Raw genomic sequence first — 24838 nt, forward strand, 5'->3', positions numbered from 1 at the left:
CCCGCTTCGTCACGAGCGACGAGGAGCGCACGACCGGGCCCTTCCGGCGCGTGTCCGGGAGATGATCACCGCTCAGAGACCGATGTCGCGGCCGTTGATGTCGGCGAGGGTTTCGCGCCGGACCAGCAGCCGTGCCCGGCCGTCCGCGACGGCGACCACCGGCGGGCGGCCGACGGCGTTGTAACTGGACGCCATGGAGAGGTGATACGCGCCCGCGACCGGCACGGCCACCAGGTCCCCGGGACGGATGTCGCCCGGCATGGGCACATCGGCGGCGAGCACATCGCCCGCCTCGCAGTGCCGGCCGACGACGGTCGCGGTGCGGGGCGCGGCCGTCGAGCGCCGGCCGATGAGCCGGGGTGCGTACCGTACGCCGTACAGAGCGGGCCGTGGATTGTCACTCATGCCGCCGTCCACGGCCACGAAGGTGCGGTCGCCGGTCTGTTTCACCGCGAGCACCCGGTAGAGCGCCACGCCCGCGGGCCCGACCAGCGCACGGCCGGGCTCGACGCTGAGCCGGGGCACGGGGATGCCCGCAGCGGCGCAGTTCGCGGCCAGTTCGCGGTGGATACGGGTACCGAGGGACGGAATGTCGAGGGCGGCCTCCCCCGGCCGGTAGGCGACGGCGTGCCCGCCGCCGAGGTCCAGTTCGGGCAGGGCGATTCCGTGCTGCCGCCGGATCTGGGCGAGCAGTCCGACGACCCGTCGCAGCGCGGTCAGATAGGGCTTGGCCGTGGTGATCTGCGAGCCGATGTGGCAGTGCAGTCCCACGAGTTCGAGCCGTGGCTGGTCGAGAATCCGGGCGACTGCGTGCCGGGCGCTGCCGTCGGCGATCGACAGCCCGAACTTCTGGTGATCCGTGCCGGTGCGGATCGCGGCGTGGCCACCCGCGCTCACCCCCGGAACCACGCGCACCAGCACCTTCTGCCGGGCGCCGTCCGGGATGAGCGCGGACAGCCGGGCGATCTCCCAGGCGCTGTCGATGACGATCCGTCCGACACCCAGGCGCAGCGCGGCCTCCAGGTCTTCCGGGCTCTTGGCGTTGCCGTGCAGCACGATGCGTTCGGGCGGGAAGCCCGCCGTCACGGCGAACTCCAGCTCGCCCGCGGAGCAGACGTCCAGTCCGAGGCCCTCCTCCCGTACCCAGTGCAGCAGTGCGCGGCAGAGGAACGCCTTGGCCGCGTAGACGACATCGGTGTCCGGGAAGGACCGCAGATAGGTGCGGCAGCGTTCCCGTACTTCGCCCTCGTCGAGGAGGTAGACCGGTGTGCCGAACCGTTCGGCCGCCTCGACGAGCGAGACGCCGCCCACCGCGACGTCGCCGTGGGCGGTGAGCCGGGCCGATGCGGGCCAGACGGACAGGCTCGCGGTGTTGCCCGAAGGCACGGGTGCCTGGTGAGGCACGGCCGGTGCCGCGGGCGGCTGCCCGGGGAGTGTGGTGGTCATGGTGTATCCCCTCAGCCGATCAGGAGGTTGCCGCAGGACACGAAGGCCGTTCGCCGGTCGTGTCGTGGCGCGGGTGCCGTGCGTCGGGCGGGGTTCACGACGGAGGCGGTGGCATCGGGCCCCGGTACGGCGAGCAGTGGGTCGACGACGAGGCCGACGATCCCCAACGGTGCGACGAGGGCGCGTACCGCCGGCTCGGAGAGGCGGATCCAGGGCTGGCGTTGTCCGAGAGTGAGGGTCAGTTGCCGCTCGTGGGTGAAGGCGACGGCGGTACGCACACCGAGGGGTGTACGGAAGAGGCGGGCGCAGTGGCCCCCGGGCCCGGGCCGGACCGGAACGAACAACGCTCCGGTCCGGCTCGGTCGAAGGGGGTCGGGGTCCTCGTCGGGCCGGCTGTCGTTCATGGCACTCCTCGTGGAGACGGGTACATCACCCCGGACCGATCGCGATCCGGAATGGCATGCAACGACGCTATGCCCGCTCCCACGGGGCCGGACGTCTCCGTTGGCGGCCCCTTGATCCCGCGGGTCCGACCCTTGACGCACCATTGACGACGGCGGAGGCGTGCGTCATCGGCGACCGCCCTTTTTGCGGACCGGACGTGGTCATCCTCACGGCCTCCAGGGCTGCTCTGCGCGTATCGCCCACCGAGGTGGGGACGCTAGCGCGTGGCGCTCTGCCGGCCGAACGTATCGAGACACACCGGATCCGCAGGCGGGCACGGTGAGTCCCCCGGCCTGCGGGCCGTGAAACGGCCTAGTTGCTGTGCACGATCTGGATCAGGTTGCCGCAGGTGTCGTCCAGGACCGCGGTGGTGACCGGCCCCATCTCCAGCGGGTCCTGGGTGAACCGCACTCCGAGTCCGCGCAGCCGGTCGAACTCGGCGTTCACGTCGTCCACGGCGAACGACGCGGCCGGGATGCCGTCCTCGACCAGCGCCGTCTTGTACGGCTTCACCGCGCGATGGCCGTCGGGCTCCAGCAGCAGTTCGGTGCCGTCGGGGTCCTCCGGCGAGACCACGGTCAGCCATCGGTCCTTGCCCACCGGGACCTCGTGCTTCTTCACGAAGCCCAGCACGTCCGTATAGAAGCGCAGGGCCTTGTCCTGGTCATCGACGAAGACGCTGGACAGGTGGATCCTCATGGGGTGTTCTCCGGGGTGTCGGTCCTGAGCGACCGGGTCACGACGCGCTCAAGGGATTCGGTGTTCAGAGCGTGGAACTCGTCGCGGCCCTGGCGCCGCGCATGGGCAGGCATCGACCTGCTTATCAAACGGTGTGCCTCGACGCAGCTCGGCCGAACCCTCAGTGGTGGAGCAGGCCGCCGACCGGAACGGGTTCGACATGGCCGGTCGCCGGCCGGCTCCGCGCCAGGGTGAGGCCGATGTCGACCAGCGACGATCGCCTCAGGCCGACGACGTCGGGGATCGGCGTCCACACCGACTCAAGGGTTTCGCCGTTGGGTTCGGGGCGGAGCCGGCCGCCGGTGATGCGGACCTGGTAGAAGATGCCGACGTTCTGGTGGTCGGGCAGGCGGTCGGCCGCGGGTATCACCCGTGAGTCGACGCCGAGCAGGCGTTCCACCACCGCGTCGCAGCCGGTCTCCTCGGCGACTTCCCGGATCACCGCGTCGAACGGATCCTCCGCGTGCTCGACGCGGCCGCCCGGAAGGGTCCAGTTCCCCGACGAGTGGTGCGCGAGCAGCACCCGTTCGCCTTCGATGCACACGGCGTACGCCGCCAGTCGGAAGCTCATCCCGGCACACTACCGGGACGCCCGCGCGATCCGCCCCTCGACCGGCAGCACGACGATCAGCCGGGTGCCCGGCCGGTTGTCCTCGATGTGGGTGCTGCCGTGGTGGGCCGTGACGATGTCGCGGACGATGGCGAGGCCGAGCCCGTTGCCGCCGGTGTCCCGGGCGCGGGCGTCGTCCAGGCGGGTGAACCGGTCGAAGACGCGCTCCCGGTCCGCCCCGGGGATACCGGGGCCGTCGTCGGCGACGACCAGTCGTGCGGTGCCGTGCAGGGTACGGAGGCTGACGTCGATGCGGGTCGCGGCATGGCGCAGCGCGTTGTCCAGGAGGTTGCGCACAACTCGGGCGAGGGCGTCCTCGTCCCCGCTCACGCGTGCCGCGCCGACGGCATGCTGATCGATGACGAGGCCTGTGCGGTCGCGGGCCTCGCGCACCTCGGCGAAGACGATCTCGTCCAGATCGACGGACCGGGTCCGCAGCCGGGGCCGGGCGTCCAGCCGTGCGAGCCGGAGGAGGTCGTCGACGAGACGGTTGAGCCGCTCGGTCTCCCGGAGCAGTTCGGGGGCGAGGGTCTGCCAGTGGGCGGATTCCGGGTGCTGGTCGGCGACTTCGAGGCGGGTGTGCAGGGTGCTGAGGGGGCTGCGCAGTTCGTGGGCGGCGTCCGCGATGAACCGTCGTTGTCGCCGGGTCGCGGCGTCCAGCCGAGGCCCAGCAGGTCGTTGAAGGTGGTGGCCAGCCGGCCGAGCGCGTCGTCGGCGGGCGGTACGTCGAGGCGGCGGCCGAGGTCGGACTCGGTGATCTCGGCCGTCTGGGCACGCATCGCGTCCACGGGCCGCAGCGCACGCCCGGTGAACAGCTATACGACTCCGGTGAGCAGGGCGACGACCGCCGGCACACCGGTGGCCAGGCCCGTGGTGAGCTGCGACAGCCCGTGGTCGACGCTTTCGGTGGGCAGCGCGACGTACACGGTCACGGGATTGCCGGCGGTGCCCGCGCGGACTCCTACGGCGCGCCAGGTCCCGTGCTCGTGCTCGGGAATGTCGTGGACGGTGTGGGCCCGCGGGGTGCCGGATTCGCTCGCCGGGAATGTGAAGACCCGGGGCAGACCACGCAGGTTGGCCGAACTGGCCAGCACGTTCCCCTTGCCGTCGACGACCTGCACGGCGGCTTCCGCGTGGGAGGTGGCCGGTACTTCCGCGCTGATCTGGTTGCTGTCCGCGTCGACCGCCACGACCTGGGCGCGCTGGAGTGCGGTCTGGTCGAGACCGGCGATCAGGCTGCCGTGCAACCAGACGACGAGCAGGACGGCGGCACCGGCCAGCCCGGCCGCCATGACCAGGGCCGCGGCGGCGGTCAGCCGCAGCCGCAGCGGTGCGGGAGACCATGGGTTCCCCCTCGTCCGGTGCGGAACGTGCTCGGTCACCTCAAGACTGGGTGGCACCGACTGAGAGGAAGCTGAGAGCCCGGCCCGGCAGGACCCACGGTCGTCCTGCCGCCTCTACTCGCCGGGGAACGAGAAGTAGAGCGCGTCGCTGTAGAAGGAGGCGAAGTGGTTCTGCCAGTCGGCCCGGACGGACGCGAGCCATGCGTCGTCCGCACCGGCGATCGCCGCCTCGGCACGGGTCACGGCGTCAGGGATGTCGTGCGAGACCAGGTACTGCACCGCCTCTTCGGGATCCTCGTCGCCGAGCGACACCATCTCCCCCGTCTCCAGCACGAAGCAGGTGTCACGCTGCTTGTCCAGGTGGGCTGTGGTCCTGGCGACGCACTCGGCGAATTCACGGTCGTCCGGGAGCCCTTGCCCGACCACGCGCAGGAGATCGCCGAGCAGGGTGGCGCCACCGGCGAAGTCCGCGGCTATGCCGATACGCCTGTTCCAGATCATGGACGGGACTATGTCCGTCTCGCGCCCGACGAGCAGCTTGTGCGCCAGCGGAATGCTCCAGTTGTGCTCGGACACGCACCGGATCTTCTCCGGATTCGCTTCCGCGGTCGGCGGTGTGCTCGCTGAATAGAGGTATGAACGGTTGGCCATGATGGTGACCCTAACTTCCCCCACTGACAGCCCGGACCCGGCGAACAGCGCGCCCCGCCCGGCACGAGTACGTGGTGTGCCGTCAGGAATCGTCGTGGGTCGCGGTGACGGGGACGTCGTGACGGGTGGCGAAGGAGCGGACCGTGTCGGCGAGCGGCGCCGTGCCGGCACCGGGAGCCAGCCGGCCGGTCCGGATGTGGATGGCTCCGTCCTTGCGCCTGCGTACCCACCGCGGTTTCAGGAAGGCCGCGGGCAGCCGGTGGCGCTGATGATGGTCCTCGGTGGCATGCAGGCCGTGCTCGGGCTCGCCCTGGTGAGCAACAGCGTGGAGATCGCCACGTCCATCTGGGGCGAGGGCGAGCCGAATCCGTGGGGCCGGACGGCGGGCGAGGCGCATTCGGGGCAGGTCGTCTTCGCCGGGATCCTGGTGCTGGCCATCGCGGCCTGGGGCATCACCACCGCCGTCGGGTTCCCCACCCGCAACCCCGCCCTGCGGACCTCGGCCTTCGCCTACGGCTGGACGGCCCTGCCCTTCACCGTGGTGTTCTTCCAGGTGATGCCCCTCCTCGGGATCGCATGGCTGGTGCCCGCGATCCTCGCCCTCGTCCGGCCCAACCAGCCGGAAACCCAAGCGTGGTTCGGCGGGTCCGGCGCCTCGCCACGTTGAACGTCCGCCCCCGCCCGCCCTCTCCGTCGGCAGGTGAGGTCGCGGGAGGGCGGTCGGCCGCTCGGCGGCGCCGTGGCGGCTCCGGCGGGCACGGTGTTGTCATCGGCGGGTGCCGGTGGGGTCAGTGGGGCTGGTGGGGCCGGTGCTGGAGGAACTCGATGGCGTGGCGGGCCGGTGGTCGTCCTTGAGATCGGTGAGAAAGAAGTCCCGGATGTCCTCGGCGAGCAGCTCCGGGACCTCCATCGCGGCGAAGTGGCCGCCGCGTTCGAACTCCGACCAGCGCCTGATGTCGTAGAGCCGCTCGGCCAGCGGCCGCACCGACTGCGTGATGTCGTGGGCGAACACCGCCACGCCGAGCGGCACCGGGCAGGGTTCGGTCCGACGCGGCGCCTCTCGGTGCAGCCGTGCCGAGGAGGCCGCGGTGGCGGTCAGCCAGTACAGCGAGACGTCGGTGAGCATCCGCTCGTCGCTGATCTGCGAGCGGGGGTCCGTCCACTGTGCGAAGCGCTCGGCGATCCAGGCCAGTTGGCCGACCGGCGAGTCGGTCAGGGCGTAGCCGATGGTCTGCGGGGTGGTGGCCTGGAGAGCCTGGTACGGGGGACGGCTCGCCATCAATTGCCGGACCTTGTCCAGCCGAGCTTCGTCGGTCCCGGACAGTTCGATGCCGGCGTCCGGATCGGGCCGGGTCGGGAGGTAGTTGACGTGTACCCCCATGACCTGTTCAGGTGCCACCGCGCCCAGCGCCGTCGATATGCCCGCGCCGAAGTCGCCGCCCTGCGCCCCGTAGCGCTCGTACCCGAGACGGCGCATCAACTCGGCCCAGGCCCGGGCGACCCGGACCACGTCCCAGCCGCGTTCATGGGTCGGCCCCGAGAAGCCGTAACCCGGAATGGACGGAATCACCAGGTGGAAATCGTGTGACAGCGGCTCGATCACATCGAGGAATTCCAGGAACGAACCGGGCCAGCCGTGGGTGAGGATCAGCGCGGGCGCGTGCGGCCGCGACGACCGGACGTGGATGAAGTGGATGTTCTGACCGTCGATCCCGGTGGTGAAGTGCGGAAGTTCGTTGAGCCTCGCCTCGTGCTCGCGCCAGTCGTAGCCGACGCGCCAGTACTCGGCCAGTTCCCTGAGCCGTGCCAGCGGGAAGCCGTAGTCCCATCCGGCATCGACGACCTCGTTGGGCCAACGGGTGCGTGTGAGCCGGTCGTTCAGGTCGTCGAGGTCGGCCTGGGGGATGTCGATGCGGAACGGCTTGATCATGATCTCAACTCCAAGGGGCTCTGCCCGGTGTCCAGGCGTCGGGGCGACAACACCTCGCACCTGAATCGTTTGTATCACTAACGTTCAATCCCCCAGCGAGGATAGATTGTTAGTGAGACTAACGCAACGCGCGATCGCGGCACGATCGGCAGCAGGCCTGGCATGGCTGTGACTGAGCACTACAGATGGCGGATGACAGCGACCCCGGCCCGGAACAGCGCGGAACCCGCATGGGGCACCGTGGTCAAGAGTGGTGTCCCGTGCGGGTTGCGTGGTGCCCGTCACCCGCTCGCCCACGGCGGGTGTGTCGACGCCCTCGCCGACGGCGGTGACCTCGCCGGCGAACTCGTAGCCGGCCCGGTACTCATGGCCGGTGCCGCCTGCTGTGGGGTCGGCGCCGGCGAGCATGGAGGCGTCGGCGTTGTTCAGGGCCGTCGCGCGGGCGCGCACCACGATCTGCCCGGGACCTGGCTCGGGTACGGGGACCCGGCGGGCGGTCCAGTCAGGTCCGGTGCCGCCGAACAGGGCGACATGGTCTCGGGCATGAGCGGGGCTCCTTTCGCGGCCGGCGCGGGGGTCAGTGGCTGCTGCGGGCGCGCTCGGTGTTGTACTGCGCGTCGGTGACGTGCTCCAGCCAGGTGGTCTCGGGCCGGTCGTCGCCGGGGGCGACGGCGTCCCACAGGGCGAGGTGTTCCATGAAGCGGTCTTCGGTCGCTCCGTGCCAGTGCTCCTCGCCGGGCGGGCAGGTCACCGTCTCACCGGGGTGGGCCTCGTAGACGGTGCCGTCACGGGTGCCGATCAGGGCGGTGCCGGAGATGACGTGGAGGGTCTGGCCGACAGCGTGGTGGTGCCACGCCGTGCGGGCGCCGGGGGCGAAGCGCACCATGTTGGCCCGGATACGGGACGGTTCCTTTCCTGCGTGGATGATGTCGAACCAGACGTCTCCGTTGAACCATTCCGCGGGTCCCTTGCCGGTGGGCTGGGGCTTGACGAATTCCATGCCGGGCTCTCCTTGAACGGGGGGAGGTGTCAGCGGCGGGTGTGGCGCCGCGAGTGAAGGACGGTGTCTGCCGCAGCCCCGGGAGGTGTCGGGGCCGGAGCCGTCAGGCCGCGTCGTCGAGGGAGAGGCCGGTGCCCAGAGCGCGCGACGCGTGGGCCTGGTCGGTGATCTCTTTGCCCTTGGCCTCGATGGCAGGTACGGCGTCGTCGCCGGCGACGAACCGCAGCGGGGGCTCGTCCAGGTCGACGACCCTCAGCAGGGCGTCGGCGAGCTTGACCGGGTCGCCTGCCTGCCGGCCGTTCATCGACTGCCACATCTTCTTGGTCTCGGCGGTGCGTTCGGCGTAGTCCTCGATCGAGTCCTCCGCCCAGCTGGTGGAGGCGTCCACGAGGAGTTCGGTGCGGAAGAAGCCGGGCTCGACGATCGTGGTCTTGATGCCGTAGGGCTCCAGGTCGAAGTGCAGGGACTCCATCCAGCCCTCGATGCCGAACTTGGATGCGGCGTAGGCGACGCAGAACTCCTGGCCGATCACGCCGGCCAGCGAGGAGATCGTGACGACGTGACCGGCACGCTGCTTGCGCATGACGGGCAGGACGGCGCGGGTGACGTTCATCGGGCCGAACAGGTTCGTCTCGATCTGCGCCCGCATCTGCGCCTCGGAGATCTCCTCGAAGTAGCCGGCCTGGAAGGTCGCGGCGTTGTTGATCAGCACGTCGATGCGGTCGAAGCGGGCCACGGCAGCATCGACGGCCGCTTGGGCGGCGGCGGTGCTGGTGATGTCCAGTGCGGTGGCCAGCAGGTTGTCCTGCTCGCCGCCGAGCGCGTCGAGCACCTTTTCGGGGCGGCGGCCGGTGGCGACGACCTGGTGGCCGGCGGCCAGGGCCTGGCGGGCGATGTCGGTGCCCAGGCCGCGGCCCGCACCGGTAACGAAGATGACCTTGCTCATGAATGCTCCTGCGTAGTGGTGTCAGTCCTGGGCGGCGTCGAGGACGGCCTTCAGCCGAGCGGCTGCGCCCATGGCGTTGGGCCAGCCGGTGCAGAACGCCAGGTGGGTGATGGCCTCGCTCAGCTCCGTCCTGCTCAGTCCGTTTTCGAGGGCGAGCCTGAGGTGGAATCCGAGCTGGTCGGAGCGGTACAGGGCGATCAGTGCGGTGACGGTGACCAGGCTGCGATCTCGTGGGGAGAGCCCGTCGCGCTCCCACACGTCGCCGAAGAGCACCTGGTCGGTGAGGTCGGCGAGCTTGGGGGTGATGTCGCCGATGGCCTGCTGTGCTGCGGATTCCTTTTCCGGCACGACGCTCTTTCCTTCCCTCGTGCTGTCCGGTGCAATTCCAGGTTGGCACCTCTGTGGGCGCACGTGCAGAGGAGGATTTGTTCCTGGGAAAGAAGCATCCTGGGAAGAATTCCTCCCCCTCACGCCGGACTCTTCCGCTGCCACACTGAGGGCATGAGTCCGACACCGCATCTGAACGAGCTGGGTGAGTTCCTCAAGGCCCGCCGCTCCGAGCTGAGCCCGCGAGCCGTGGGCCTGGCCGACAGCGGCGGGCAGCGTCGGGTCGCAGGGCTGCGCAGGGAAGAGGTCGCCCAGCTCGCTTCGATCTCCACCGACTACTACACACGCGTGGAGCAGGGCCGGCTGCCCCCGTCGACACCGGTGCTGGAGGCCGTGGCCCAGGCCCTGCATCTCGATGATGACCAGCGGCGCTACGTGTTCGGCCTGGCGGGCAAAGAGGCCGCCCGGCCCCGCCGCCGGGCCCGGCAGAAGGTGCAGCCGCAGCTGCGCAGGGTCCTGGACGACCTCACCGCCACGCCCGCCGTGGTGATGGGCCGCCGGATGGATGTCATCGCCTGGAATCCCCTCGCGGCGGCACTTGTGACCGACTTCGGTGCGGTACCGGAAAAGCACCGCAATTACGTGCGGATTCTTTTCACCGACCCGGCGATGCGTACCCTGTATGCCGACTGGAAGGGCGTTGCCCGTACTGCGGTTGCGCAATTGCGCATGGAGGCGGCGAAGTATCCGGACGATCCCCGGCTGACTTCTCTGGTCGGCGAGTTGTGCGTTCAGGACGAGGACTTCCGTCAGTGGTGGGCCGCGCACCATGTCTCCACGCTCGGCGTGGGCACGAAAGTTCTCCACCACCCGGTCGCCGGTGAGCTCTCCCTGGACTGGGACACCCTGACGGCCAGCACCGACCCGGACCAGCAGCTCGTCGTCTGGACCGCCGAAGTCGGCTCTTCCACCCACGACGGCCTGCGGATCCTTGCCTCCTGGGCGGCCGACCAGCACCGCACCATCACAGAACCCACTGACTGAGCGCCCGCAGGGCTTGGCTGGAACGCCTTGGCCTCGCCGGCTCGGCCGACCCGCGAGCCGACCGGCCCGGCCCCTCGCCGCCCTTGCGGAACGCCACGGCCGGAGCATGTGAGCAGAACGCGCAGCCTCACCGGGACGACACTTACGGTCCCGTGACGTGCCGGAGCAGAGGCGGACGGCTCGGCTCCGGGGGGCCTAGCTTGGGCGTATGCGTGTACTGGTCACCGGCGGCGCCGGGTTCATCGGGTCGGAAATCGTACGGACGCTCACCTCCGCCGGGCACGAGGCGGTGGTGCTCGACGCCCTGCTCCCCTCGGCGCACGGCGGCACGGCAGCCCCGCCCGCCGAAGCCACCGGCGGCAGCGGCAGCGGCAGCGGCAGCGGCAGCGGCAGCGGCAGCGGCAGCGGCAGCGGCAGGCGGATGATCTACGCGGACGTACGTGACCGCGAGGCCGTGGACCGTGCGCTCCGGGGCATCGACGTGGTGTGCCACCAGGCGGCGATGGTCGGCCTCGGGAAGGACTTCGCCGATGCCCCGGAGTATGTCGGCTGCAACGACCTGGGAACGGCCGTACTGCTCGCCGCGATGGCCGCGGCGGGAGTACGGAGCCTGGTGCTCGCCGGATCGATGGTGGTGTACGGGGAGGGCCGCTACTCCTGTCCCCGTCATGGCGGGGTCCGGCCGGGCCCGCGGGCGGAGGCCGATCTCGCGGCGGGCCGCTTCGAACCGCACTGTCCGCACTGCGGTGCCGAGTTGGAGTCCGGGCTGGTCACGGAGGACGCTCCGACCGACCCGCGCAATGTGTACGCGGCGACCAAGCTCGCCCAAGAACACCTCGCCGCGGCCTGGGCCCGCGCGTCGGGCGGAAGTGCGGTGTCGCTGCGCTACCACAACGTGTACGGCCCCGGGATGCCGCGCGACACCCCGTACGCCGGTGTCGCCTCCTTCTTCCGTTCGGCGCTGGCCAGGGGGGAGGCACCCCGGGTCTTCGAGGACGGCGGCCAGCGCCGGGACTTCATCCATGTACGGGACGTGGCGGCCGCGAACGCGGTGGCGCTGGAGGCGGTCGCCGGACGCCGTCCGGGCAGCTTCGCCGCGTACAACACCGGGAGCGGACAGCCGCACACCATCGGCCAGATGGCCACGGCCCTGGCCGCGGCCCACGGCGGCCCGGCGCCGGTGGTCACCGGTGAGTACCGGCTCGGGGACGTACGCCATGTCACGGCGGACTCGCGGCGGCTGCGCGACGAACTGGACTGGAAGCCGGAAGTGGGTTTCGCCGAGGGAATGGCCCGGTTCGCCACGGCATCGCTGCGGGAGGCGGCCGCGGGCCCGTCCGCCTGACAGCCTGTCGGGTGGGCCTCGGCCGGGCTGCCACCCGGCGGTGTCCCTGCTCAGGCCGGCGGCAGGGTCACCTCGAAGCAGCAGCCGCCGGTGACGTTGCGGACCTCCGCCCGGCCGGCGTGCGCCTCGACGATTCCTCGCACGATGGCCAGTCCGAGCCCCGCGCCGGCCGGGGGCGTACGGGCGTGGCTGCCGCGCCAGCCGGTGTCGAAGACCCTGGGCAGGTCCTCCTCCGGGATGCCGCCGCAGCCGTCCGTCACCGAGAGGACCACCCCGCCGCCCGTCCGGTGCGCGGCCACCGCGACGGTGCCGTCGGCAGGGGTACGGCGGATCGCGTTGATCAGGAGGTTGCCCAGGACCCGGCCCATCTCCTTGCCGTCGACCTCGACGGGCACCGCCTCGACCCGGTCGCCGACCAGCCGCACGCCGTGCTCGCGGGCCAGTGGGTCCGCACCGGCGAGCGCGTCGCCCACCAGGTCGTGGGCGGAGATCCGGGTGGGGCTCAGGGTGAGCGAACCGGCGTGGATGCGGGAGAGCTCGAAGAGGTCGCCGACCATGTCGTTCATCCGCTCCACCTCGGTGCGTATCTGCCGCAGATAGCGCCCCGAGTCGACGGCCATGCCGTCCTCCAGCGCCTCGGACATGGCGCGCAGACCGGCGAGCGGGGTGCGCAGGTCGTGCGAGATCCAGGCGACGAGCTCCCGCCGCGAGGTCTCCAGGGCGCGCTCCCGCGCGCGCGAGGCGTCGAGTTTGGTGCTGGTGGCGGCCAGTTCGCGGGTGAGCGCGGCGAGTTCGGCGGTGGCCGGGGCCTCTGGGGCGGCGAAGGTGCCGCCGTCACCGAAGGAGCGGGCGGCGAGCGTCAGATCGCGGCTCCTCGCCGCCACCCAGCGGCCCAGCAGCACCGCGGTGACCAGCGAGACGACGGCGGCCATGGCGACGACGGTGGTGACCACCGTCAGGTCGTGCGGCGACAGGAACATCGCCCGGGCGACGGCCAGCGTCCCGGCGAGCATCGCGGTGACGGCCACTGCGGCCACGACGCTCATGGAGACGGCGAGCGAACGGTGCCGGGACAGCCGCAGCACGAGTGCGCCGAGCAGCCCGGCCGCGGCGGCGCCCAGGAACGCGAAGAGCGCGATGAGGAGGATGTCGGTCATGACGGCGTTCCGGGGCCGGAATCGGAATCAATGCCGGTGGAGGCGGCGGTGGCGGTGGCAGGCGTGGAGGCGGCGGTGCCGGTGGCCGGGTCCGGCGGCAGGTCCAGGCGGTAGCCGACGCCCCACACCGTGCGGATCAGCTCCGGGCGGGCCGGATCGGCCTCGACCTTCCCGCGCAGCCGGCGGACATGGACGGTCACGGTCGACAGGTCACCGAAGTCCCATCCCCAGACCCCGCGCATCAGCTCCTCGCGGGTGAACACCCGGCCCGGGTGGCGCAGCAGGAAGGCGAGCAGGTCGAACTCCCGCAGGGTGAGGGCCAGCACCCGGCCCTCCCACGTCACGCGTCTGGCCACGGGGTCCAGGACCAGGCCCGCGCCCTTGAGCAGTTCCGAGCGGCCGGAGGGGGTGGCGGTCCTCGCGCGGCGCAGTACGGAGTCGACGCGCAGGACGAGTTCGCGGGGGCTGAACGGCTTGGTCACATAGTCGTCCGCCCCGGTCTCCAGGCCCAGGATGCGGTCGTCCTCGTCGCCGCGCGCGGTCAGCATGACGACCGGCACCGGTCCGTGCTCCCGCATGCGGCGGCAGACCTCGAACCCGTCCATGCCGGGCAGCATCAGGTCCAGGACTGCCAGGTCGGGGCGGCGGGCGGCGTACTGCTCCAGCGCGGCCGGGCCGTCCGCTGCCCGGGCCACCTCGTACCCGGCCCTGGACAGGTATTCGGTGACCACCTCCGCGACGGTGGGATCGTCGTCCACGACGAGTACATGGCCGCGGGCATCGGGGGCGTTCGTACCGGGGGCCGGGCAGGCCTGCCGACCGGGGTGCGCCGGAGGCTCCCCGGCGGCTGGGACGGGCGGCGGTGTGTCCGTCGTATGCATGTCACCACCTTGGCACCTGCCTCGGCGGTCCGGGGACGGCCCGGTGCCGCCGCCCGGCGACGTCCATATTTCGTAAGAATCCGGAACCCGAATTGTCGGTTTTCGCTCCGTAGGGTGATCCGGGTGAACCTTCTCTCCCATACTTCCGGCCCACGTGCCGACATCGTCCTGCCGTGCCTGGACGAGGCCGCCGCACTGCCCGGGGTGCTGGCCTCGGTCCCTCGTGGCTGGCGGGCGATCGTCGTGGACAACGGCTCGACCGACGGCTCGGCGGAGCTGGCCCGCTCGCTCGGCGCGGTGGTGGTGCATGAACCGCGGCGTGGCTTCGGGGCCGCCTGCCATGCCGGGCTGCTCGCCGCCGCGGCGGAGTTCGTCTGCTTCTGTGACTGCGACGGCTCCCTGGATCCCGGGCTGCTGACCGGTTTCGTCCGCCGGGTCGCCGACGGCGAGAGCGATCTGGTGCTCGGCCGCCGCCGCCCCGAGGGGCGTGGTGCCTGGCCGCTGCACGCGCGGGCGGGCAATGCGGCGCTGGCCCGCATGGTGCGTCGCCGCACGGGGCTGCGGCTGCACGACCTCGGGCCGATGCGGGCCGCGCGCCGGGCCGATCTGCTGGCGCTCGATCTCACCGACCGGCGCAGCGGCTACCCGCTCCAGATGGTGGTGCGGGCGGCCGACGCGGGACTGCGGGTCACCGAGACGGATGTGCCCTATCTCGCGCGTACGGGGAAGTCGAAGGTCACCGGCACCTGGCTGGGCACCTGGCACGCGGTGCGCGACATGCGGGCCGTGCTGGGCGAACCTCCGGTCCGGGCGGGGGTCTCCCGGTGAGCCCGGCGAAGCCGGACCCGCCTCGCGCGGCTCCGACCGGGGTGACGACACTGCTGGTCATCGCGAAGGAGCCGCTGCCCGGCCGGGTCAAGACCCGGCTCACCCCGCCCTTCGCCCCGGCCGAGGCCGCGCGGCTCGCCGAGGCGGCCCTCGGTGACACCCTGCGTACCGTCGCCGCGCTGCCCGCCGCGCGGCGCGCGGTCGTCCTGGAGGGGGCGCCCGGGCCGTGGCTGCCGCCGGGCATCGAAGTGGTGCCGCAGGGCCCGGGAGGTCTCGACGAACGGCTCGCCGCCGCGTTCGGCGCCTGTACGGGGCCGACGCTCCTGATCGGAATGGACACCCCGCAGATCACGGCGGCCGATCTGGCCCCCGCGCTCTCCCCCGGGGGCTGGGAGCGCTGTGACGCCTGGTTCGGTCCCGCCGAGGACGGCGGCTTCTGGGCACTGGGCCTGGCGGTGCCGGACCCAGGGCTGCTGCGCGGTGTGCCGATGTCCGTGCCCGAGACCGGTGCCGTGCAGCGTCGCCGGCTGGTCGACGCCGGACTGACCGTGCGCGATCTTCCCCGGCTCCGGGACGTGGACACGGCAGCCGACGCCGTGGACGTCGCGGCTCTCGCACCGCACGGTGCCTTCGCCGCCGAACTCGCCCGGCTGACCCGGGGGGCGGTCCGATGAGCCGAACGGGTCCGGACCGGGGCATGCTCAGCGCGCCGCTCCCGGAGGTGGCGTCGTGGGGCACCGACCCGTACGCCGACGCCCTGCGCAACGGGCACGGTCCACTCTTCCTCCGCCGTACGGACGGCTGGCTGCTGCCGCTGGACGTGGAACGCTGGTGCGCCGTCGCGGACGCCGCGGACCTGTCGGCGCTGAGCCGCTGCGAAGGCCCCGTCCTGGACATCGGGTGCGGGCCCGGGCGGCTGGTCGCCGCGCTGGCGGCACGCGGTCACCGGGCGCTCGGCATCGACGTCAGCGAGGCCGCGGTCGACCGCACCCTACGGCTCGGGGGTTCCGCCCTGCGCCGCTCGGTCTTCGAACCGCTGCCGGGCGAGGGGCGTTGGGGCACCGTCCTGCTGGTCGACGGCAATGTCGGCATCGGCGGCGACCCGCGGCGCCTTCTGCACCGCACGGCGGAACTGCTCGCGCCGGGCGGCCTCCTCGTCGCCGAGACCGCGCCGCAGGACATCGACGAGCAGGTCCTGGTCCAGCTGGACGACGGACGCGCCGCCGGCTCCGGACCGGCCGCGGCCGACCCGTTCCCATGGGCCCGGCTCGGCACACCCGCGCTGTTGGGATACGCCCGCCCCCACGGGCTGCACCCCGCCGATCAGTGGGACGCGGACGGGCGCTCCTTCGTCTCGCTGCGGCGCGGCCGGACCGTCCGGAACACCAGCCAGAGCCCGGAACCCAGGAACAGCACGGCCGTGATCAGCAGCCAGTTCCCCAGGAACACGTCGGGGGACAGCCCGCTGTACGGCTCATAGTGCTCAGCCTGCCGGGTGATCAACGGGAACCACATGAGCAGCAGCAGTCCGGAGAGGAAGGCCGGAACCCGGACGTAGTTCACCGAGCCGGAACGCCGGCCGGAACACCGGCGCAGCAGCAGGTCCGCCGACGCGTAGAGCGGAACCAGCACCAGGTCGTGCACCAGGGCCGCGCCCACGAACCACACCGCGACGCCGAGCGTGTCCCCCGCCAGCAGCCGCACCCCCGCATATCCCGCGAGGGCGAAGGAGGCGGCCATCAGGACGAGGTGCAGTGTCCCCTCGCCGTACCAACGCCGCACAAGGGTACGGGGGTTCGCTCTGTTCACAGCTCTCCAAAGGTCAGCCGGCCCACCCATTTGGTGTTGAGTACACCGGGTGCGGCCGGGACGATGATCCGCGCCGGGTATCCGTGATCGGGTGACAGGTCCTCGCCGTTGACCTGCAGGGCCAGCAGCGAACGCGGGTCGCGCACCTGGTTGTCGCGGAGTGCCGCCCGGCGGAACGGACCGCTGCGCTGGACCGATTCCACCAGTACACCCGGTGGCCGGTCCGGGTATCCGGCGAGCGCCGCCAGATCGCTCAGCCGTACGCCGCGCCACCACTGGTCCGAGGTGGACCAGCCCTCCACGCAGGCGATCGGCAGCGCCGCGCTGTACTGGTCCATGGCCAGCAGCTGTTCCCGGGTGAACCGGAGGTTCCCGGCCGGGCCGCTGACGGTGAGCCACCAGCCCTCCCCCGTTTCGGTCGTGGTGATGCCGACCGCGGCGGCCGTCTTGTTGATCTGGAAACCGTCAGGTCCCGATCCGGGTTCGGCGGCGCCGTGCGGGGTGAGCAGGGCCAACAGCCTCGCCGGCCCGTCGAAGCTCCGTCCGGCCGAAGTGACCAGCAGGAGCAGTGAGCCCGCGCCCACCATGGCCAGCGCGCCACGCCGGGAGATGGTCGGCCCGGCGGGATCCGGGGACTCCAGCGGATCGTCGCGCACCTTCCCGCTCAGTCCGCCCGACCGCAGCACCCGTACGGCCTGCGGCACCCGGAGCCCCGCGTGGGCGAGGAACGCGGCGAAGAACACCCATGCCCCGTAGAAGTGCAGCGGGTAGAAGGAGCCCGGGAACAGGTACTCCAGCTGGATGTTGAGCAGCCCGGTGAGGAACTCGAACAACGCCCCGCCCACCAGCAGCAACAGCGAGATCCGCTCCAGCGCGTGCCCGACGGAACGGACCGGCGGCAGTGCGAAGAGCTTCGGGACCACGGACCAGAGCTTCGCCAGCAGTACGGGGACCAGGACGATCCCCACGGTGACGTGCAGCCCCTGCGTCAGCCGGTACAGCCAGTGCGGCCCGGTCGGCCAGGCGAAGAGGTAGAAACCCAGCAGCCCCTTGTCGGGCGTCTTGTCGTTGACCGGATTCAGGTCCGGGTTGTAGGCGGCGTACGACAGCAGGCCCGTCACGAAGAGCAGTGTGATCCCGGCGAGCAGGACGAGCCCGAGGACCGCGGTGAAGCCGACCCCCCGCACGGGGCTGCGCCAGAACCCTGGCGCCGAGGGAAGCCGTTCGAGAAGCGTCGCGGCACGGCCGGAGGAGAACCGGGAAAGGGAAGCGTGAGGGGTCGGACTGTTCCGACGGCTGTCGCCCATGTTCCGACGCTATGCCCGGGGTGCCGGGGCGGGAGGGGTGCGACTCCTGACGAAACGATGACGTCACCCCTGGGAGCGTACGGGCCCGGCACCCGCACCCGCCCTGCCGGCCCGCCCACCCGTCGAGGTGTCCGGGAATCTGACGGTTCGGTGACGCGCCCCGCCGGCACCCGTCTCCGGGGCCCCGCCGTGCGTACGGTGCCTGCGTGAAGACCGAGGACCGCACCGAGCACATCACCGAGCCGATTCCCGCAGAGCGCTCCGGGCACCGCCGCGACCTGGCCGCCGTCGGCGTGGGCGTCGTGCTGGTCGCCGCCGCCGCGCTCGTCGGCCGGGCCGTCGAGAGCGCCGACCACTCCCTCTTCGTCCACTGGCCCCCACTGCTCGCGTCCTGGAACCCGCATGGGGGGATCGGTACGGTGGCCGCGCCCGCCGTCGCCGCCGCCGTCATCGCCCACGGTCCGCTCCTGGCCGTCCGGTTGCGCTGGCGGACACTGCTGCTCGGCTGCTACACCGCCTCGCTCGCCTGGATCTTCTCGCTCGCGCTGATCGACGGCTGGGGGCGCGGCATCGCCGAGCGCCTCACCACGAAGCACGAATACCTGCGGGCCATCGGCCGTTTCGACGACATCGGAGCCGCTCTGCGCACCTTCAACGACCACATCCTGATCGGACCGCCGGACAACTGGCCCACCCATGTCGCCGGACATCCGCCGGGCGCCACACTCACCTTCGTCCTGCTGGACCGCATCGGACTCGGCGGCGGTTCCTGGGCCGGGGTCTGGTGCATCGTGACCGCGGCCTCCGCGGTGGTGGCCGCACTGATCACGCTCCGGGCCCTGGCGGACGAGCGCACCGCCCGCCGCGCCGCACCGTTCGTCGTCCTCGCACCGGTCGCGGTCTGGGCGGGTACCTCGGCCGACGGCTACTTCACCGGGGTGGCCACCTGGTCCGTCGCCCTGCTGGCCCTGGCCGCGAGCCGAACGGTCCGCAGCCCCGCAGCCGCCGCGCTGGGTGCAGGGCTGCTGTACGGCCTGCTCTGCTACCTGAGTTACGGTCTGCCGCTCATCGCGCTCCTGTTCGTCGCGGTCCTCGCGCTGACCCGCACCGCCCTGCCGCTCCCCCTCTTCGTGCTGGGGGCTCTGGTGGTGCCGGCGGCCTTCACACTGGCGGGGTTCAACTGGTGGGAGGCCTACCACCTGCTAGTCGAGCGCTACTACCAGGGCGCGGGTGGAGTCCGGCCGTACTCCTACTGGGTCTGGGCCAATCTCGCCTGCACCGCGGTCGCCGCCGGGCCGGCGACGCTCGCGGGCGTGCGCCGTGTCGCGGCGGGTGCGCCGAGCGCCCTGCGTTCCAGGGCGGCGACCGCCCAGGACCGGCTGATCGTGCTGGTGCTCGCCGCCCTCCTCGCGTTGCTGGCCGCCGACCTGTCCGGGATGAGCAAGGCGGAGACGGAACGGATCTGGCAGCCGTTCATCCTCTGGCTGCTGCCCGCCGCCGCACTCCTGCCCGCACGGGGCCGGCGCGGCTGGCTGGCGGCGCAGGCAGGGGTGGCCCTGGCGGTCAACCACCTGCTCTGGACGGGTTGGTAGCCGCTGTCCCGGGGCCGGTGGCGTACGCCTTCCGGGGTGTGACCGAGATACGCGTCAAAGGGGCAACGGGATGATCTCGAAGCCCCGAGCGCCCGGCCCGTCACCCGTTCAGCGCAGTGTCGTTGGCGGTGATGTCGAGCGTCGTCCGGCCCTGGGGTGGGTTGTGACATCGATCGAGCGGACCGCGTATCCGCGGTTCAAGCGGCTGATCACCACGCACGAGCTGCATCTGTTCTTCTCACCGACTCGCGAGGACCTGGAGTGGGCGGCCGACGCTACCGACTGCGATGAGCATCTGCCGGCCCTGCTCGTGATGTTGAAGTCGTACCGGAGGGCACGCTGCCGGTGTCCCGGGCCGAGAGGACGGCCAAGCATCACCGTGGCCTGGTCCGCAAGCGGGTCGGCGTGACGTACGACCAGGCCAGGGCCAGGGGGGATCGTCGAGCAGTCGATCGGCAAGGAGGCGGAGGCGAAGAACCGTCCGGCGGATCTGATCGACATCGCGCTGGAGAAGGTGGTGGAGGCCGGGCTGGAGCTGCCGGGGTTCTCCACCTTTGACAAGATGGCCTCGAAGATCCGCACTGAGGTGAACGTCTCGATCCGCGCAGGCATCCACGACCGTATGAGCGCTCCTCAAGCGGGCGGGGCTCATGCGGCTGCTGGAGGAGCGCGACAGCGACGGGACGACGCTGTTCAACCGTCTGAAGAAGCCCGCCAAAGGCCCGACCTGGTCGCATTTCAAGAACTGACCGAGCGCCTGGAATGGCTGGGTGAGCTGGGCGACACCGAGGTGTGGATGGATGGAGTCGCCGTGGGGAAGATCACCGACTCATCCGCGCTGTTCTGCCGGCGGTGAACCCCGGCCCGACCGGGCTCGACGATCACTAAAGTCCAGCCCCATGACGACGATTACGACGCGCACGGTCGAGTACCCGGCCGACGGTCTGACGATGATCGGGCACCTCGCACTCCCGGCCGGCGTCGGCCGCCGGCCCGCGGTGCTGCTCGGGCCAGAGGGGACGGGGCTCAGCGACGTCGAGCGCCGCCGGGCCGATGCTCTCGCCGAGCTGGGATACGTAACGCTGGCCTTCGACCTTCACGGCGGGCGCTATTTGGGTGACCCCGAGGAGATGCTGGCCCGTTGCATGCCGCTGCTCGCCAACCCCGACCGGATGCGGGGCATCGGTCATGCGGCGCTCGACGTGTTGCGCGCCGAACCGCGGACCGACCCCGACCGGATCGCCGCCATCGGCTACGGCACCGGGGGCGCCGTCGGGCTGGAACTCGGGCGCGACGGCGTCAACCTGCGCGCGATCGGGACAGTCAACGCGCTGACCACGGGCCGACCGGGCGAGGCGGCGCGCATTCGCTGCCCGGTGTGGGCCGGGGTCGGGTCGGAAGACCCGATCATGCCGCCCGCGCAACGGAGCGCGTTCACCGCCGAGATGCAGGCCGCGGGCGTCGACTGGCGCCTCGTGGTCTACGGCGGTGCCTTGCACGCCTTCCACCACCCGCCGGTCGACCACACCGTGCGTCCCGGCGTCGGCTACCACCCACGGCACGCGCAGCGAGCCTGGCGCGACGTCGTCGACCTGCTCTCCGAGTGCCTGCCCGTGACGGAGGATCTGGTCAGTCCAAGCTCGGCCACCCGCTGACCAGCGCTTACCGGTCACTACGGCACATTTCTGGCGTGTTCCGGTCCCGTCCCTGTTTCGCGGCCCGCTGGACACAGCCGATACGCGGCCTGGAGAGTAGAGCGCGCTCGATCGGTCAGCCATCGACTCCGGGAGACCTCATGCGTACTCGTCTCGCCGCTGCGCTCTGCGGCGTCGCGCTCGCCGCAGGAACGCTGCTGAGCGCGCCCGCCGCCACCGCCCAGGCGTCCGCCTACCCGACCAGCACATTCGACGTCACCGTCGGGAACACCTACACGAGGGGCACCATCACCTGGTACAACCGTTCGGTCACCGTGACGGGCGAACAGAAGTCGGTGGACGGGTTCAGCTGCCGGGGCACCTCGGTGTTCACCCTCGACAGCGCCGACGTCGAACTGAGCCGGGAATTCAGCGCCAACGTGTGTGGCATGAGCTCGAATTTCACTGTTCCTGTCGATGCGAATGTCCCCGGTGGTGCAGCCGTCGTCCGCATCTGCCTCGATGACGGCGGCTCCCCAGCCACGTACTTCCTGTGTGAGCGGTACGGGCACCCCTGAGTGCCGGCAAGGCCGCTGAGACGGCCGTACGCACCAGGAGCCCCGGGCGGGGAGAGCGACGGCCCGGTCGCTCGGCACGGCCGGCCGGATATCACACTCGTCGGCGAGCAGCCGGCAACCCGAACCGGCCGTGGGCACGCAGAAGCCGGGCTCCGAAACTGGCCGGAACCCGGCACCTTTTGCGCATCTGGGCAACCCGTCCCTGTTGGTGACCTCAAAGGCGAAGGGGACCGTCTGAATCCGATTCGGTCGGACGTCGGTGAGCCCGGAGCGCCGCGCCGGATGCCACTGATGCCGGCCGCGGTGGGCAAGGTCGACCGATGCCCGGTCCGCTCCGTCAGCTCACGTGCTGCGCCCGCCTTCCAGGGCTCGTCGTCGCGCAACCGCGAGGCCTGCTGTCATGCAGTCAGATGCCCAGTTGAAAAGCGTGCCCGCGCTGGGCTGCACCAGCGTTCACGGGAGGCTGTATCGACGGTATGACCAGTTGCAGGTCTCGTTCAATGCGCTGGGCCGCTCCGCGAACCTCGTCCGGAACATTGCCTTTTTCCTGAACAAGGAGGTTGAAGATCGGAGTGTCTGGAAACATCGGAAATCTGCTCTCTCGGACTTGTCTGCGGGGGCAGAAGAGATCGTTGTGCCGGCCGAAGGCTCCCCCATCGCCCTGGCCTTGGCTGTGGAAGTCGGTTCATCAGGACCCAGCCGGTCCGTGGTGTCCATCGTGTGGTCCGGACCGGGGTGGGGCCGCATATCACTTGCGGGCGACGAACCCCCACTGGTCGACGGGCTCGGCCACTTCTTCCTCCGGGCTCGGACGCCACAGTGAGATGGACCCGAATCCCGGGGCGACCAGTTCCATGCCGTTGGCGCTCGCAAGGATCTCCTCGGGCCGGCGCACGAGATAGGGCGGGGTGTCCCCCGACGCGTACGCTTCCTGAGCGGCCAGCGTCTGTGGCGTGGCGACCGTGTCACAGAGAACCAGATGGCTGCCGGCCACGGTGCCGGCCATGTATCGCCGCATGAGGTCGATGCCGGCCTGGGGATCGACATGCCCCAGTGTGGACAGCACCATGACGGCTATCGGCTGTGTCATGTCGAGGGTTTGCGCGGCCTCCTGGAGCACCTGTTCGGCGTCCATCATGTTCGCGTGCACGTAGTTCGTCATGCCGTCCGGGGCGCTCGTGAGAAGCGCGCGGGCGTGAGCCAGGACCAGGGGGTCGTTGTCGACGTAGACGATGCGCGCCTTCGGCTCGATGCTCTGTGCGACCTCGTGGGTGCTGTTCTGTACGGGGAGGCCGGTCCCGATATCGAGGAACTGGGTGATTCCCGCTTCGCCTGCCAAGTACCGCACGGCACGGGCCTGGAAGGCCCGCGAGGCCAGGGCGAGGTCTCGCGTCTGAGGATAGGTCGCGATGACCTGGTCTCCCAGCTCCTGGTCGACGGGGTAGTGGTCCTTGCCTCCGATCCAGTAGTTCCAGACGCGGGCGGAGTGGGGTACACCACTGCGGATCTGAACTTCGAGATCAGGGTTCTTATTCATGTGAAACCTTGCTTCTTCCATACATGTCGCGGATCTGTTCCGGCGCAGATGCGCCGGGTCGTGCAGTGTTGTCGGCCTTCAGCCCAGGGAGCCATACGTGCTCGCGGCCTGAATCCGCACCCCCTTCGGCAGGCTGGGCTTGCTGGTCTCAGCCCACACGTGACGAAGCGCCGGCGCAGGTTGCCCGCCCAGGGGCTCCGCGGGGTCGCAGCGGCTGTGCAGCCTGTTGATACGGAAGTCTCTCAGGCCGCGGTCCAGGTTGCTGCAGCGTCTCCTCGTAGGAGGCTGCCTGTTCTCCGAGCTAGTTGGTCGGCTGCGGCTGGGTCTCCTGTCTCGGCTCGACAAACATACGAACTGAGCATGTAGATATCACGGATGTGTGGTCCAGTGACCTGGTTCAGCGTCAGTTTCCGGGGTGGGCAGGGGCTGTGGCGCCAGGAGGTGGGGATTCCTCGGCAAGCCGGCCCGTTCCACCGCCTCGCCACCCGAGAGCCAGTCGGCTGTGGTCGCTCGGAGCGTGATCGGGTCCGGCGAGCTGTGGGGCATGGCCCCGGGGCAGGAAGGCAACGCCACCGCTCAGGCGTGGCGTGGGATGCTGAAGTGAAGGCCGACGTCAACTTCGTCGTCTGCGGCGATGACGAACGGGCCTCTGTCCCCAGCGTCGTTACGGAGGTGAGATGGGCATGGATCTGCGGGAGCTGGATCCGATACGTCTGAAGCGGATCCCCGAAAAAGATGTCAGCCCGCGCGACATCAGGTGGCTGAGCCAGATCGACGTCGAGCGCGCGGTGCTCGAAGATCGTTGGGGTGCGCCGGAGATCGCCCACGACGACTTCGCGGAGTGGTTCCGCTTCGCTTTCTCTCCGGCGGCGGAGGAGGCGTTCATCCTGCTGCGTCAGGTGGACCATCCCCCCGTGCCCGGTTTTGTCCTCAGTGTGACCGCTGGTCTCTTCTCCTCGGAGGCTGCCGAGCGGATCGTCGAGGTCCTGGGGATTCCCGGGGCTCGCGTGACTCATTTGAACGACGAAGCCGCCCGCTGGCATCCGGTGCGGACAGCCACGCCCGCTCACCAGCACGTGAATGATCGCGGTGAACAACGTTCATCAGCTGTGTCCTGCGTCCCGCCACTCCGCGGACGCACCCTCGACGGCGCCTCGGCTCAGCTCTCCCCCGGCACCTCGATGTCGTAGACCAGCGCATACACGATGTCCCGGGCCTGGCGCAGGTCGTAGCCCGTCGCGTCCACGATCACCTTGAGCGCCCGGAAGGTGTCGCCGCCCAGCATGAACATGCGCGCGTCGGCCTGCGCCTCGGCCACAACCGGCAAGGCACGGGCTCGCCGTGGATCCACGCCCCGCGGGATCCTCGGCAGCCCGCCCTCCTTCTTCCTGCCCCCGAACACCTTCTGTCACCAACCCCTCACCCGTACGGCCAAGTTCGTGGGGCGCATCCTATCCGGACGGGCAGTGGCACTACATCGATCCCAACTGCCCACCGCCCGCGGAACCGGCCCGCGGCAGGCACAACCGCGCCCCCAGCCATGCCGACGGGGGGCGAAGAGCACGCACGAGCCTGCCTCACCACAGGGGCACGTTCTTCAAGGAGTGCGACCACCTGCAGTCCAGGTGATCCAAGTACCCCACGAGTACAAGATTCGCTACCGCGACGCGACCGGGAAGCAGACTCAGGAG

General features: G+C 70.8%; 29 protein-coding genes and 1 pseudogene. 12 read left to right on the forward strand and 18 right to left on the reverse strand.

Annotated features, from left to right (window positions below; all coding sequences use genetic code 11):
- Positions 1 to 72: 72 nt before the first annotated feature.
- The 8 genes and pseudogenes from lysA to EES42_RS24345 all read right to left on the reverse strand — a co-directional run bounded on the left by lysA (position 73) and on the right by EES42_RS24345 (position 5232).
- The gene (gene lysA, locus EES42_RS24315) at positions 73 to 1446 is read right to left on the reverse strand and encodes a diaminopimelate decarboxylase (protein ID WP_124720384.1); all 1374 of its coding nucleotides are present in this window, start codon (positions 1444 to 1446) and stop codon (positions 73 to 75) included.
- A gap of 11 nt (positions 1447 to 1457) precedes the next feature.
- Positions 1458 to 1850: an SAV_915 family protein gene (locus tag EES42_RS24320; RefSeq protein ID WP_124720385.1), complete on the reverse strand. Its 393-nt coding sequence runs from the start codon at positions 1848 to 1850 to the stop codon at positions 1458 to 1460.
- A gap of 352 nt (positions 1851 to 2202) precedes the next feature.
- Positions 2203 to 2589, reverse strand: a complete 387-nt coding sequence (locus EES42_RS24325) for a VOC family protein (protein WP_124720386.1) — start codon at positions 2587 to 2589, stop codon at positions 2203 to 2205.
- Positions 2586 to 2687: pseudogene (locus EES42_RS46370) on the reverse strand (transcriptional regulator); the annotation flags it as partial. The gene EES42_RS24325 and the pseudogene EES42_RS46370, both read right to left, overlap by 4 nt.
- A gap of 62 nt (positions 2688 to 2749) precedes the next feature.
- Positions 2750 to 3199 (reverse strand): NUDIX hydrolase, encoded by a 450-nt coding sequence (locus tag EES42_RS24335; protein WP_124720387.1) that lies wholly within the window; start codon positions 3197 to 3199, stop codon positions 2750 to 2752.
- A 9-nt stretch (positions 3200 to 3208) separates the two neighbouring features.
- Entirely contained in the window at positions 3209 to 3631 is a 423-nt protein-coding gene (locus EES42_RS44855) for a sensor histidine kinase (protein WP_164495307.1), read from the reverse strand.
- A 422-nt stretch (positions 3632 to 4053) separates the two neighbouring features.
- Entirely contained in the window at positions 4054 to 4620 is a 567-nt protein-coding gene (locus EES42_RS44860) for a hypothetical protein (RefSeq protein ID WP_164495308.1), read from the reverse strand.
- A gap of 75 nt (positions 4621 to 4695) precedes the next feature.
- The gene (locus EES42_RS24345) at positions 4696 to 5232 is read right to left on the reverse strand and encodes a DUF7822 domain-containing protein (RefSeq protein ID WP_124720388.1); all 537 of its coding nucleotides are present in this window, start codon (positions 5230 to 5232) and stop codon (positions 4696 to 4698) included.
- Positions 5233 to 5500: 268 nt separating this feature from the next.
- Between EES42_RS24345 and EES42_RS24350 the strand changes: the two genes are divergently transcribed.
- The gene (locus tag EES42_RS24350) at positions 5501 to 5899 is read left to right on the forward strand and encodes a hypothetical protein (RefSeq protein WP_124720389.1); all 399 of its coding nucleotides are present in this window, start codon (positions 5501 to 5503) and stop codon (positions 5897 to 5899) included.
- Between the two features lie 99 nt (positions 5900 to 5998).
- Here EES42_RS24350 and EES42_RS24355 read toward each other — a convergent pair whose 3' ends face one another.
- From EES42_RS24355 to EES42_RS24375, 5 genes are all read right to left on the reverse strand, one after another.
- Positions 5999 to 7162 carry an epoxide hydrolase family protein gene (locus tag EES42_RS24355; RefSeq protein ID WP_124720390.1) on the reverse strand — a complete coding sequence of 388 codons (1164 nt, stop codon included), beginning with the start codon at positions 7160 to 7162 and terminating at the stop codon, positions 5999 to 6001.
- Positions 7163 to 7246: 84 nt separating this feature from the next.
- Positions 7247 to 7615, reverse strand: a complete 369-nt coding sequence (locus EES42_RS24360) for an alcohol dehydrogenase catalytic domain-containing protein (RefSeq protein ID WP_277426137.1) — start codon at positions 7613 to 7615, stop codon at positions 7247 to 7249.
- A 124-nt stretch (positions 7616 to 7739) separates the two neighbouring features.
- Positions 7740 to 8162, reverse strand: a complete 423-nt coding sequence (locus EES42_RS24365) for a (R)-mandelonitrile lyase (protein ID WP_124720391.1) — start codon at positions 8160 to 8162, stop codon at positions 7740 to 7742.
- Positions 8163 to 8265: 103 nt separating this feature from the next.
- Positions 8266 to 9108 carry an SDR family oxidoreductase gene (locus EES42_RS24370; RefSeq protein WP_124720392.1) on the reverse strand — a complete coding sequence of 281 codons (843 nt, stop codon included), beginning with the start codon at positions 9106 to 9108 and terminating at the stop codon, positions 8266 to 8268.
- A gap of 21 nt (positions 9109 to 9129) precedes the next feature.
- The gene (locus tag EES42_RS24375) at positions 9130 to 9456 is read right to left on the reverse strand and encodes a carboxymuconolactone decarboxylase family protein (RefSeq protein ID WP_124720393.1); all 327 of its coding nucleotides are present in this window, start codon (positions 9454 to 9456) and stop codon (positions 9130 to 9132) included.
- 153 nt (positions 9457 to 9609) lie between these two features.
- On the opposite strand from EES42_RS24375, the gene EES42_RS24380 reads away from it, so the two are divergent.
- Complete coding sequence (locus tag EES42_RS24380; protein WP_124720394.1) at positions 9610 to 10479, forward strand: helix-turn-helix domain-containing protein; 870 nt, start codon at positions 9610 to 9612, stop codon at positions 10477 to 10479.
- A 208-nt stretch (positions 10480 to 10687) separates the two neighbouring features.
- Positions 10688 to 11824, forward strand: coding sequence for an NAD-dependent epimerase/dehydratase family protein (locus EES42_RS24385; RefSeq protein ID WP_124720395.1), 1137 nt, complete (start codon positions 10688 to 10690; stop codon positions 11822 to 11824).
- Positions 11825 to 11874: 50 nt separating this feature from the next.
- Here the strand turns inward: EES42_RS24385 and EES42_RS24390 are convergent, their stop codons facing one another.
- Positions 11875 to 12981 carry a sensor histidine kinase gene (locus tag EES42_RS24390; RefSeq protein WP_124720396.1) on the reverse strand — a complete coding sequence of 369 codons (1107 nt, stop codon included), beginning with the start codon at positions 12979 to 12981 and terminating at the stop codon, positions 11875 to 11877.
- Complete coding sequence (locus EES42_RS24395; RefSeq protein WP_124720397.1) at positions 12978 to 13862, reverse strand: response regulator transcription factor; 885 nt, start codon at positions 13860 to 13862, stop codon at positions 12978 to 12980. Before EES42_RS24395 ends, EES42_RS24390 begins: the two co-directional genes overlap by 4 nt.
- Before the next feature lie 123 nt (positions 13863 to 13985).
- Between EES42_RS24395 and EES42_RS24400 the strand changes: the two genes are divergently transcribed.
- Genes EES42_RS24400 through EES42_RS24410 form a run of 3 tightly spaced genes read left to right on the forward strand, consistent with a single transcriptional unit; the run spans position 13986 to position 16170 of the window.
- Positions 13986 to 14690: a glycosyltransferase family 2 protein gene (locus EES42_RS24400; protein WP_266488473.1), complete on the forward strand. Its 705-nt coding sequence runs from the start codon at positions 13986 to 13988 to the stop codon at positions 14688 to 14690.
- The gene (locus tag EES42_RS24405; protein ID WP_241196565.1) at positions 14687 to 15364 is read left to right on the forward strand and encodes a TIGR04282 family arsenosugar biosynthesis glycosyltransferase; all 678 of its coding nucleotides are present in this window, start codon (positions 14687 to 14689) and stop codon (positions 15362 to 15364) included. The genes EES42_RS24400 and EES42_RS24405 overlap by 4 nt, the downstream gene beginning before the upstream one ends.
- A gap of 23 nt (positions 15365 to 15387) precedes the next feature.
- Positions 15388 to 16170 (forward strand): class I SAM-dependent methyltransferase, encoded by a 783-nt coding sequence (locus tag EES42_RS24410; RefSeq protein WP_241196609.1) that lies wholly within the window; start codon positions 15388 to 15390, stop codon positions 16168 to 16170.
- 325 nt (positions 16171 to 16495) lie between these two features.
- Here EES42_RS24410 and EES42_RS24420 read toward each other — a convergent pair whose 3' ends face one another.
- Positions 16496 to 17806: a molybdopterin-dependent oxidoreductase gene (locus EES42_RS24420; RefSeq protein ID WP_124720400.1), complete on the reverse strand. Its 1311-nt coding sequence runs from the start codon at positions 17804 to 17806 to the stop codon at positions 16496 to 16498.
- A gap of 206 nt (positions 17807 to 18012) precedes the next feature.
- Here EES42_RS24420 and EES42_RS24425 point away from each other — a divergent pair, with 206 nt between their 5' ends.
- The 5 genes from EES42_RS24425 (at position 18013) to EES42_RS24445 (ending at position 21610) form a co-directional block, all read left to right on the forward strand.
- Positions 18013 to 19398, forward strand: a complete 1386-nt coding sequence (locus EES42_RS24425; protein ID WP_124720401.1) for a hypothetical protein — start codon at positions 18013 to 18015, stop codon at positions 19396 to 19398.
- Between the two features lie 70 nt (positions 19399 to 19468).
- Positions 19469 to 19807: a DUF4158 domain-containing protein gene (locus EES42_RS24430; RefSeq protein WP_241196566.1), complete on the forward strand. Its 339-nt coding sequence runs from the start codon at positions 19469 to 19471 to the stop codon at positions 19805 to 19807.
- Positions 19808 to 19915: 108 nt separating this feature from the next.
- Complete coding sequence (locus tag EES42_RS24435; protein WP_124720402.1) at positions 19916 to 20254, forward strand: hypothetical protein; 339 nt, start codon at positions 19916 to 19918, stop codon at positions 20252 to 20254.
- Positions 20255 to 20297: 43 nt separating this feature from the next.
- Positions 20298 to 21053 carry a dienelactone hydrolase family protein gene (locus tag EES42_RS24440; protein ID WP_124720403.1) on the forward strand — a complete coding sequence of 252 codons (756 nt, stop codon included), beginning with the start codon at positions 20298 to 20300 and terminating at the stop codon, positions 21051 to 21053.
- Positions 21054 to 21193: 140 nt separating this feature from the next.
- Entirely contained in the window at positions 21194 to 21610 is a 417-nt protein-coding gene (locus EES42_RS24445; RefSeq protein ID WP_124720404.1) for a hypothetical protein, read from the forward strand.
- Positions 21611 to 22358: 748 nt separating this feature from the next.
- Here EES42_RS24445 and EES42_RS24455 read toward each other — a convergent pair.
- Positions 22359 to 23147, reverse strand: coding sequence for an SAM-dependent methyltransferase (locus tag EES42_RS24455; RefSeq protein WP_124720406.1), 789 nt, complete (start codon positions 23145 to 23147; stop codon positions 22359 to 22361).
- 683 nt (positions 23148 to 23830) lie between these two features.
- On the opposite strand from EES42_RS24455, the gene EES42_RS24460 reads away from it, so the two are divergent.
- Positions 23831 to 24337, forward strand: coding sequence for a hypothetical protein (locus EES42_RS24460; RefSeq protein WP_124720407.1), 507 nt, complete (start codon positions 23831 to 23833; stop codon positions 24335 to 24337).
- Here the strand turns inward: EES42_RS24460 and EES42_RS24465 are convergent.
- Positions 24307 to 24498 carry a hypothetical protein gene (locus tag EES42_RS24465; protein ID WP_124720408.1) on the reverse strand — a complete coding sequence of 64 codons (192 nt, stop codon included), beginning with the start codon at positions 24496 to 24498 and terminating at the stop codon, positions 24307 to 24309. The two genes, EES42_RS24460 and EES42_RS24465, sit on opposite strands and share 31 nt — an antisense overlap.
- Positions 24499 to 24838: the final 340 nt, after the last annotated feature.

This window comes from Streptomyces sp. ADI95-17 (genome assembly GCF_003846175.1).
Classification (GTDB): domain Bacteria; phylum Actinomycetota; class Actinomycetes; order Streptomycetales; family Streptomycetaceae; genus Streptomyces; species Streptomyces sanglieri.

Excerpts from the sequence above, each read along its gene's own strand:
- EES42_RS24460 (WP_124720407.1), top strand. The coding sequence starts at position 23,831 with ATGGATCTGCGGGAGCTGGATCCGATACGTCTGAAGCGGATCCCCGAA.
- EES42_RS24370 (WP_124720392.1), bottom strand. The coding sequence starts at position 9,108 with ATGAGCAAGGTCATCTTCGTTACCGGTGCGGGCCGCGGCCTGGGCACC.
- EES42_RS24350 (WP_124720389.1), top strand. The coding sequence starts at position 5,501 with ATGATGGTCCTCGGTGGCATGCAGGCCGTGCTCGGGCTCGCCCTGGTG.
- EES42_RS24380 (WP_124720394.1), top strand. The coding sequence starts at position 9,610 with ATGAGTCCGACACCGCATCTGAACGAGCTGGGTGAGTTCCTCAAGGCC.
- EES42_RS24445 (WP_124720404.1), top strand. The coding sequence starts at position 21,194 with ATGCGTACTCGTCTCGCCGCTGCGCTCTGCGGCGTCGCGCTCGCCGCA.
- EES42_RS24395 (WP_124720397.1), bottom strand. The coding sequence starts at position 13,862 with ATGCATACGACGGACACACCGCCGCCCGTCCCAGCCGCCGGGGAGCCT.
- EES42_RS24455 (WP_124720406.1), bottom strand. The coding sequence starts at position 23,147 with ATGAATAAGAACCCTGATCTCGAAGTTCAGATCCGCAGTGGTGTACCC.
- EES42_RS24325 (WP_124720386.1), bottom strand. The coding sequence starts at position 2,589 with ATGAGGATCCACCTGTCCAGCGTCTTCGTCGATGACCAGGACAAGGCC.
- EES42_RS24390 (WP_124720396.1), bottom strand. The coding sequence starts at position 12,981 with ATGACCGACATCCTCCTCATCGCGCTCTTCGCGTTCCTGGGCGCCGCC.
- EES42_RS24320 (WP_124720385.1), bottom strand. The coding sequence starts at position 1,850 with ATGAACGACAGCCGGCCCGACGAGGACCCCGACCCCCTTCGACCGAGC.
- EES42_RS24365 (WP_124720391.1), bottom strand. The coding sequence starts at position 8,162 with ATGGAATTCGTCAAGCCCCAGCCCACCGGCAAGGGACCCGCGGAATGG.
- lysA (WP_124720384.1), bottom strand. The coding sequence starts at position 1,446 with ATGACCACCACACTCCCCGGGCAGCCGCCCGCGGCACCGGCCGTGCCT.
- EES42_RS24335 (WP_124720387.1), bottom strand. The coding sequence starts at position 3,199 with ATGAGCTTCCGACTGGCGGCGTACGCCGTGTGCATCGAAGGCGAACGG.
- EES42_RS24430 (WP_241196566.1), top strand. The coding sequence starts at position 19,469 with ATGATCTCGAAGCCCCGAGCGCCCGGCCCGTCACCCGTTCAGCGCAGT.
- EES42_RS24440 (WP_124720403.1), top strand. The coding sequence starts at position 20,298 with ATGACGACGATTACGACGCGCACGGTCGAGTACCCGGCCGACGGTCTG.
- EES42_RS24345 (WP_124720388.1), bottom strand. The coding sequence starts at position 5,232 with ATGGCCAACCGTTCATACCTCTATTCAGCGAGCACACCGCCGACCGCG.
- EES42_RS24410 (WP_241196609.1), top strand. The coding sequence starts at position 15,388 with ATGCTCAGCGCGCCGCTCCCGGAGGTGGCGTCGTGGGGCACCGACCCG.
- EES42_RS24355 (WP_124720390.1), bottom strand. The coding sequence starts at position 7,162 with ATGATCAAGCCGTTCCGCATCGACATCCCCCAGGCCGACCTCGACGAC.
- EES42_RS24385 (WP_124720395.1), top strand. The coding sequence starts at position 10,688 with ATGCGTGTACTGGTCACCGGCGGCGCCGGGTTCATCGGGTCGGAAATC.
- EES42_RS24420 (WP_124720400.1), bottom strand. The coding sequence starts at position 17,806 with ATGGGCGACAGCCGTCGGAACAGTCCGACCCCTCACGCTTCCCTTTCC.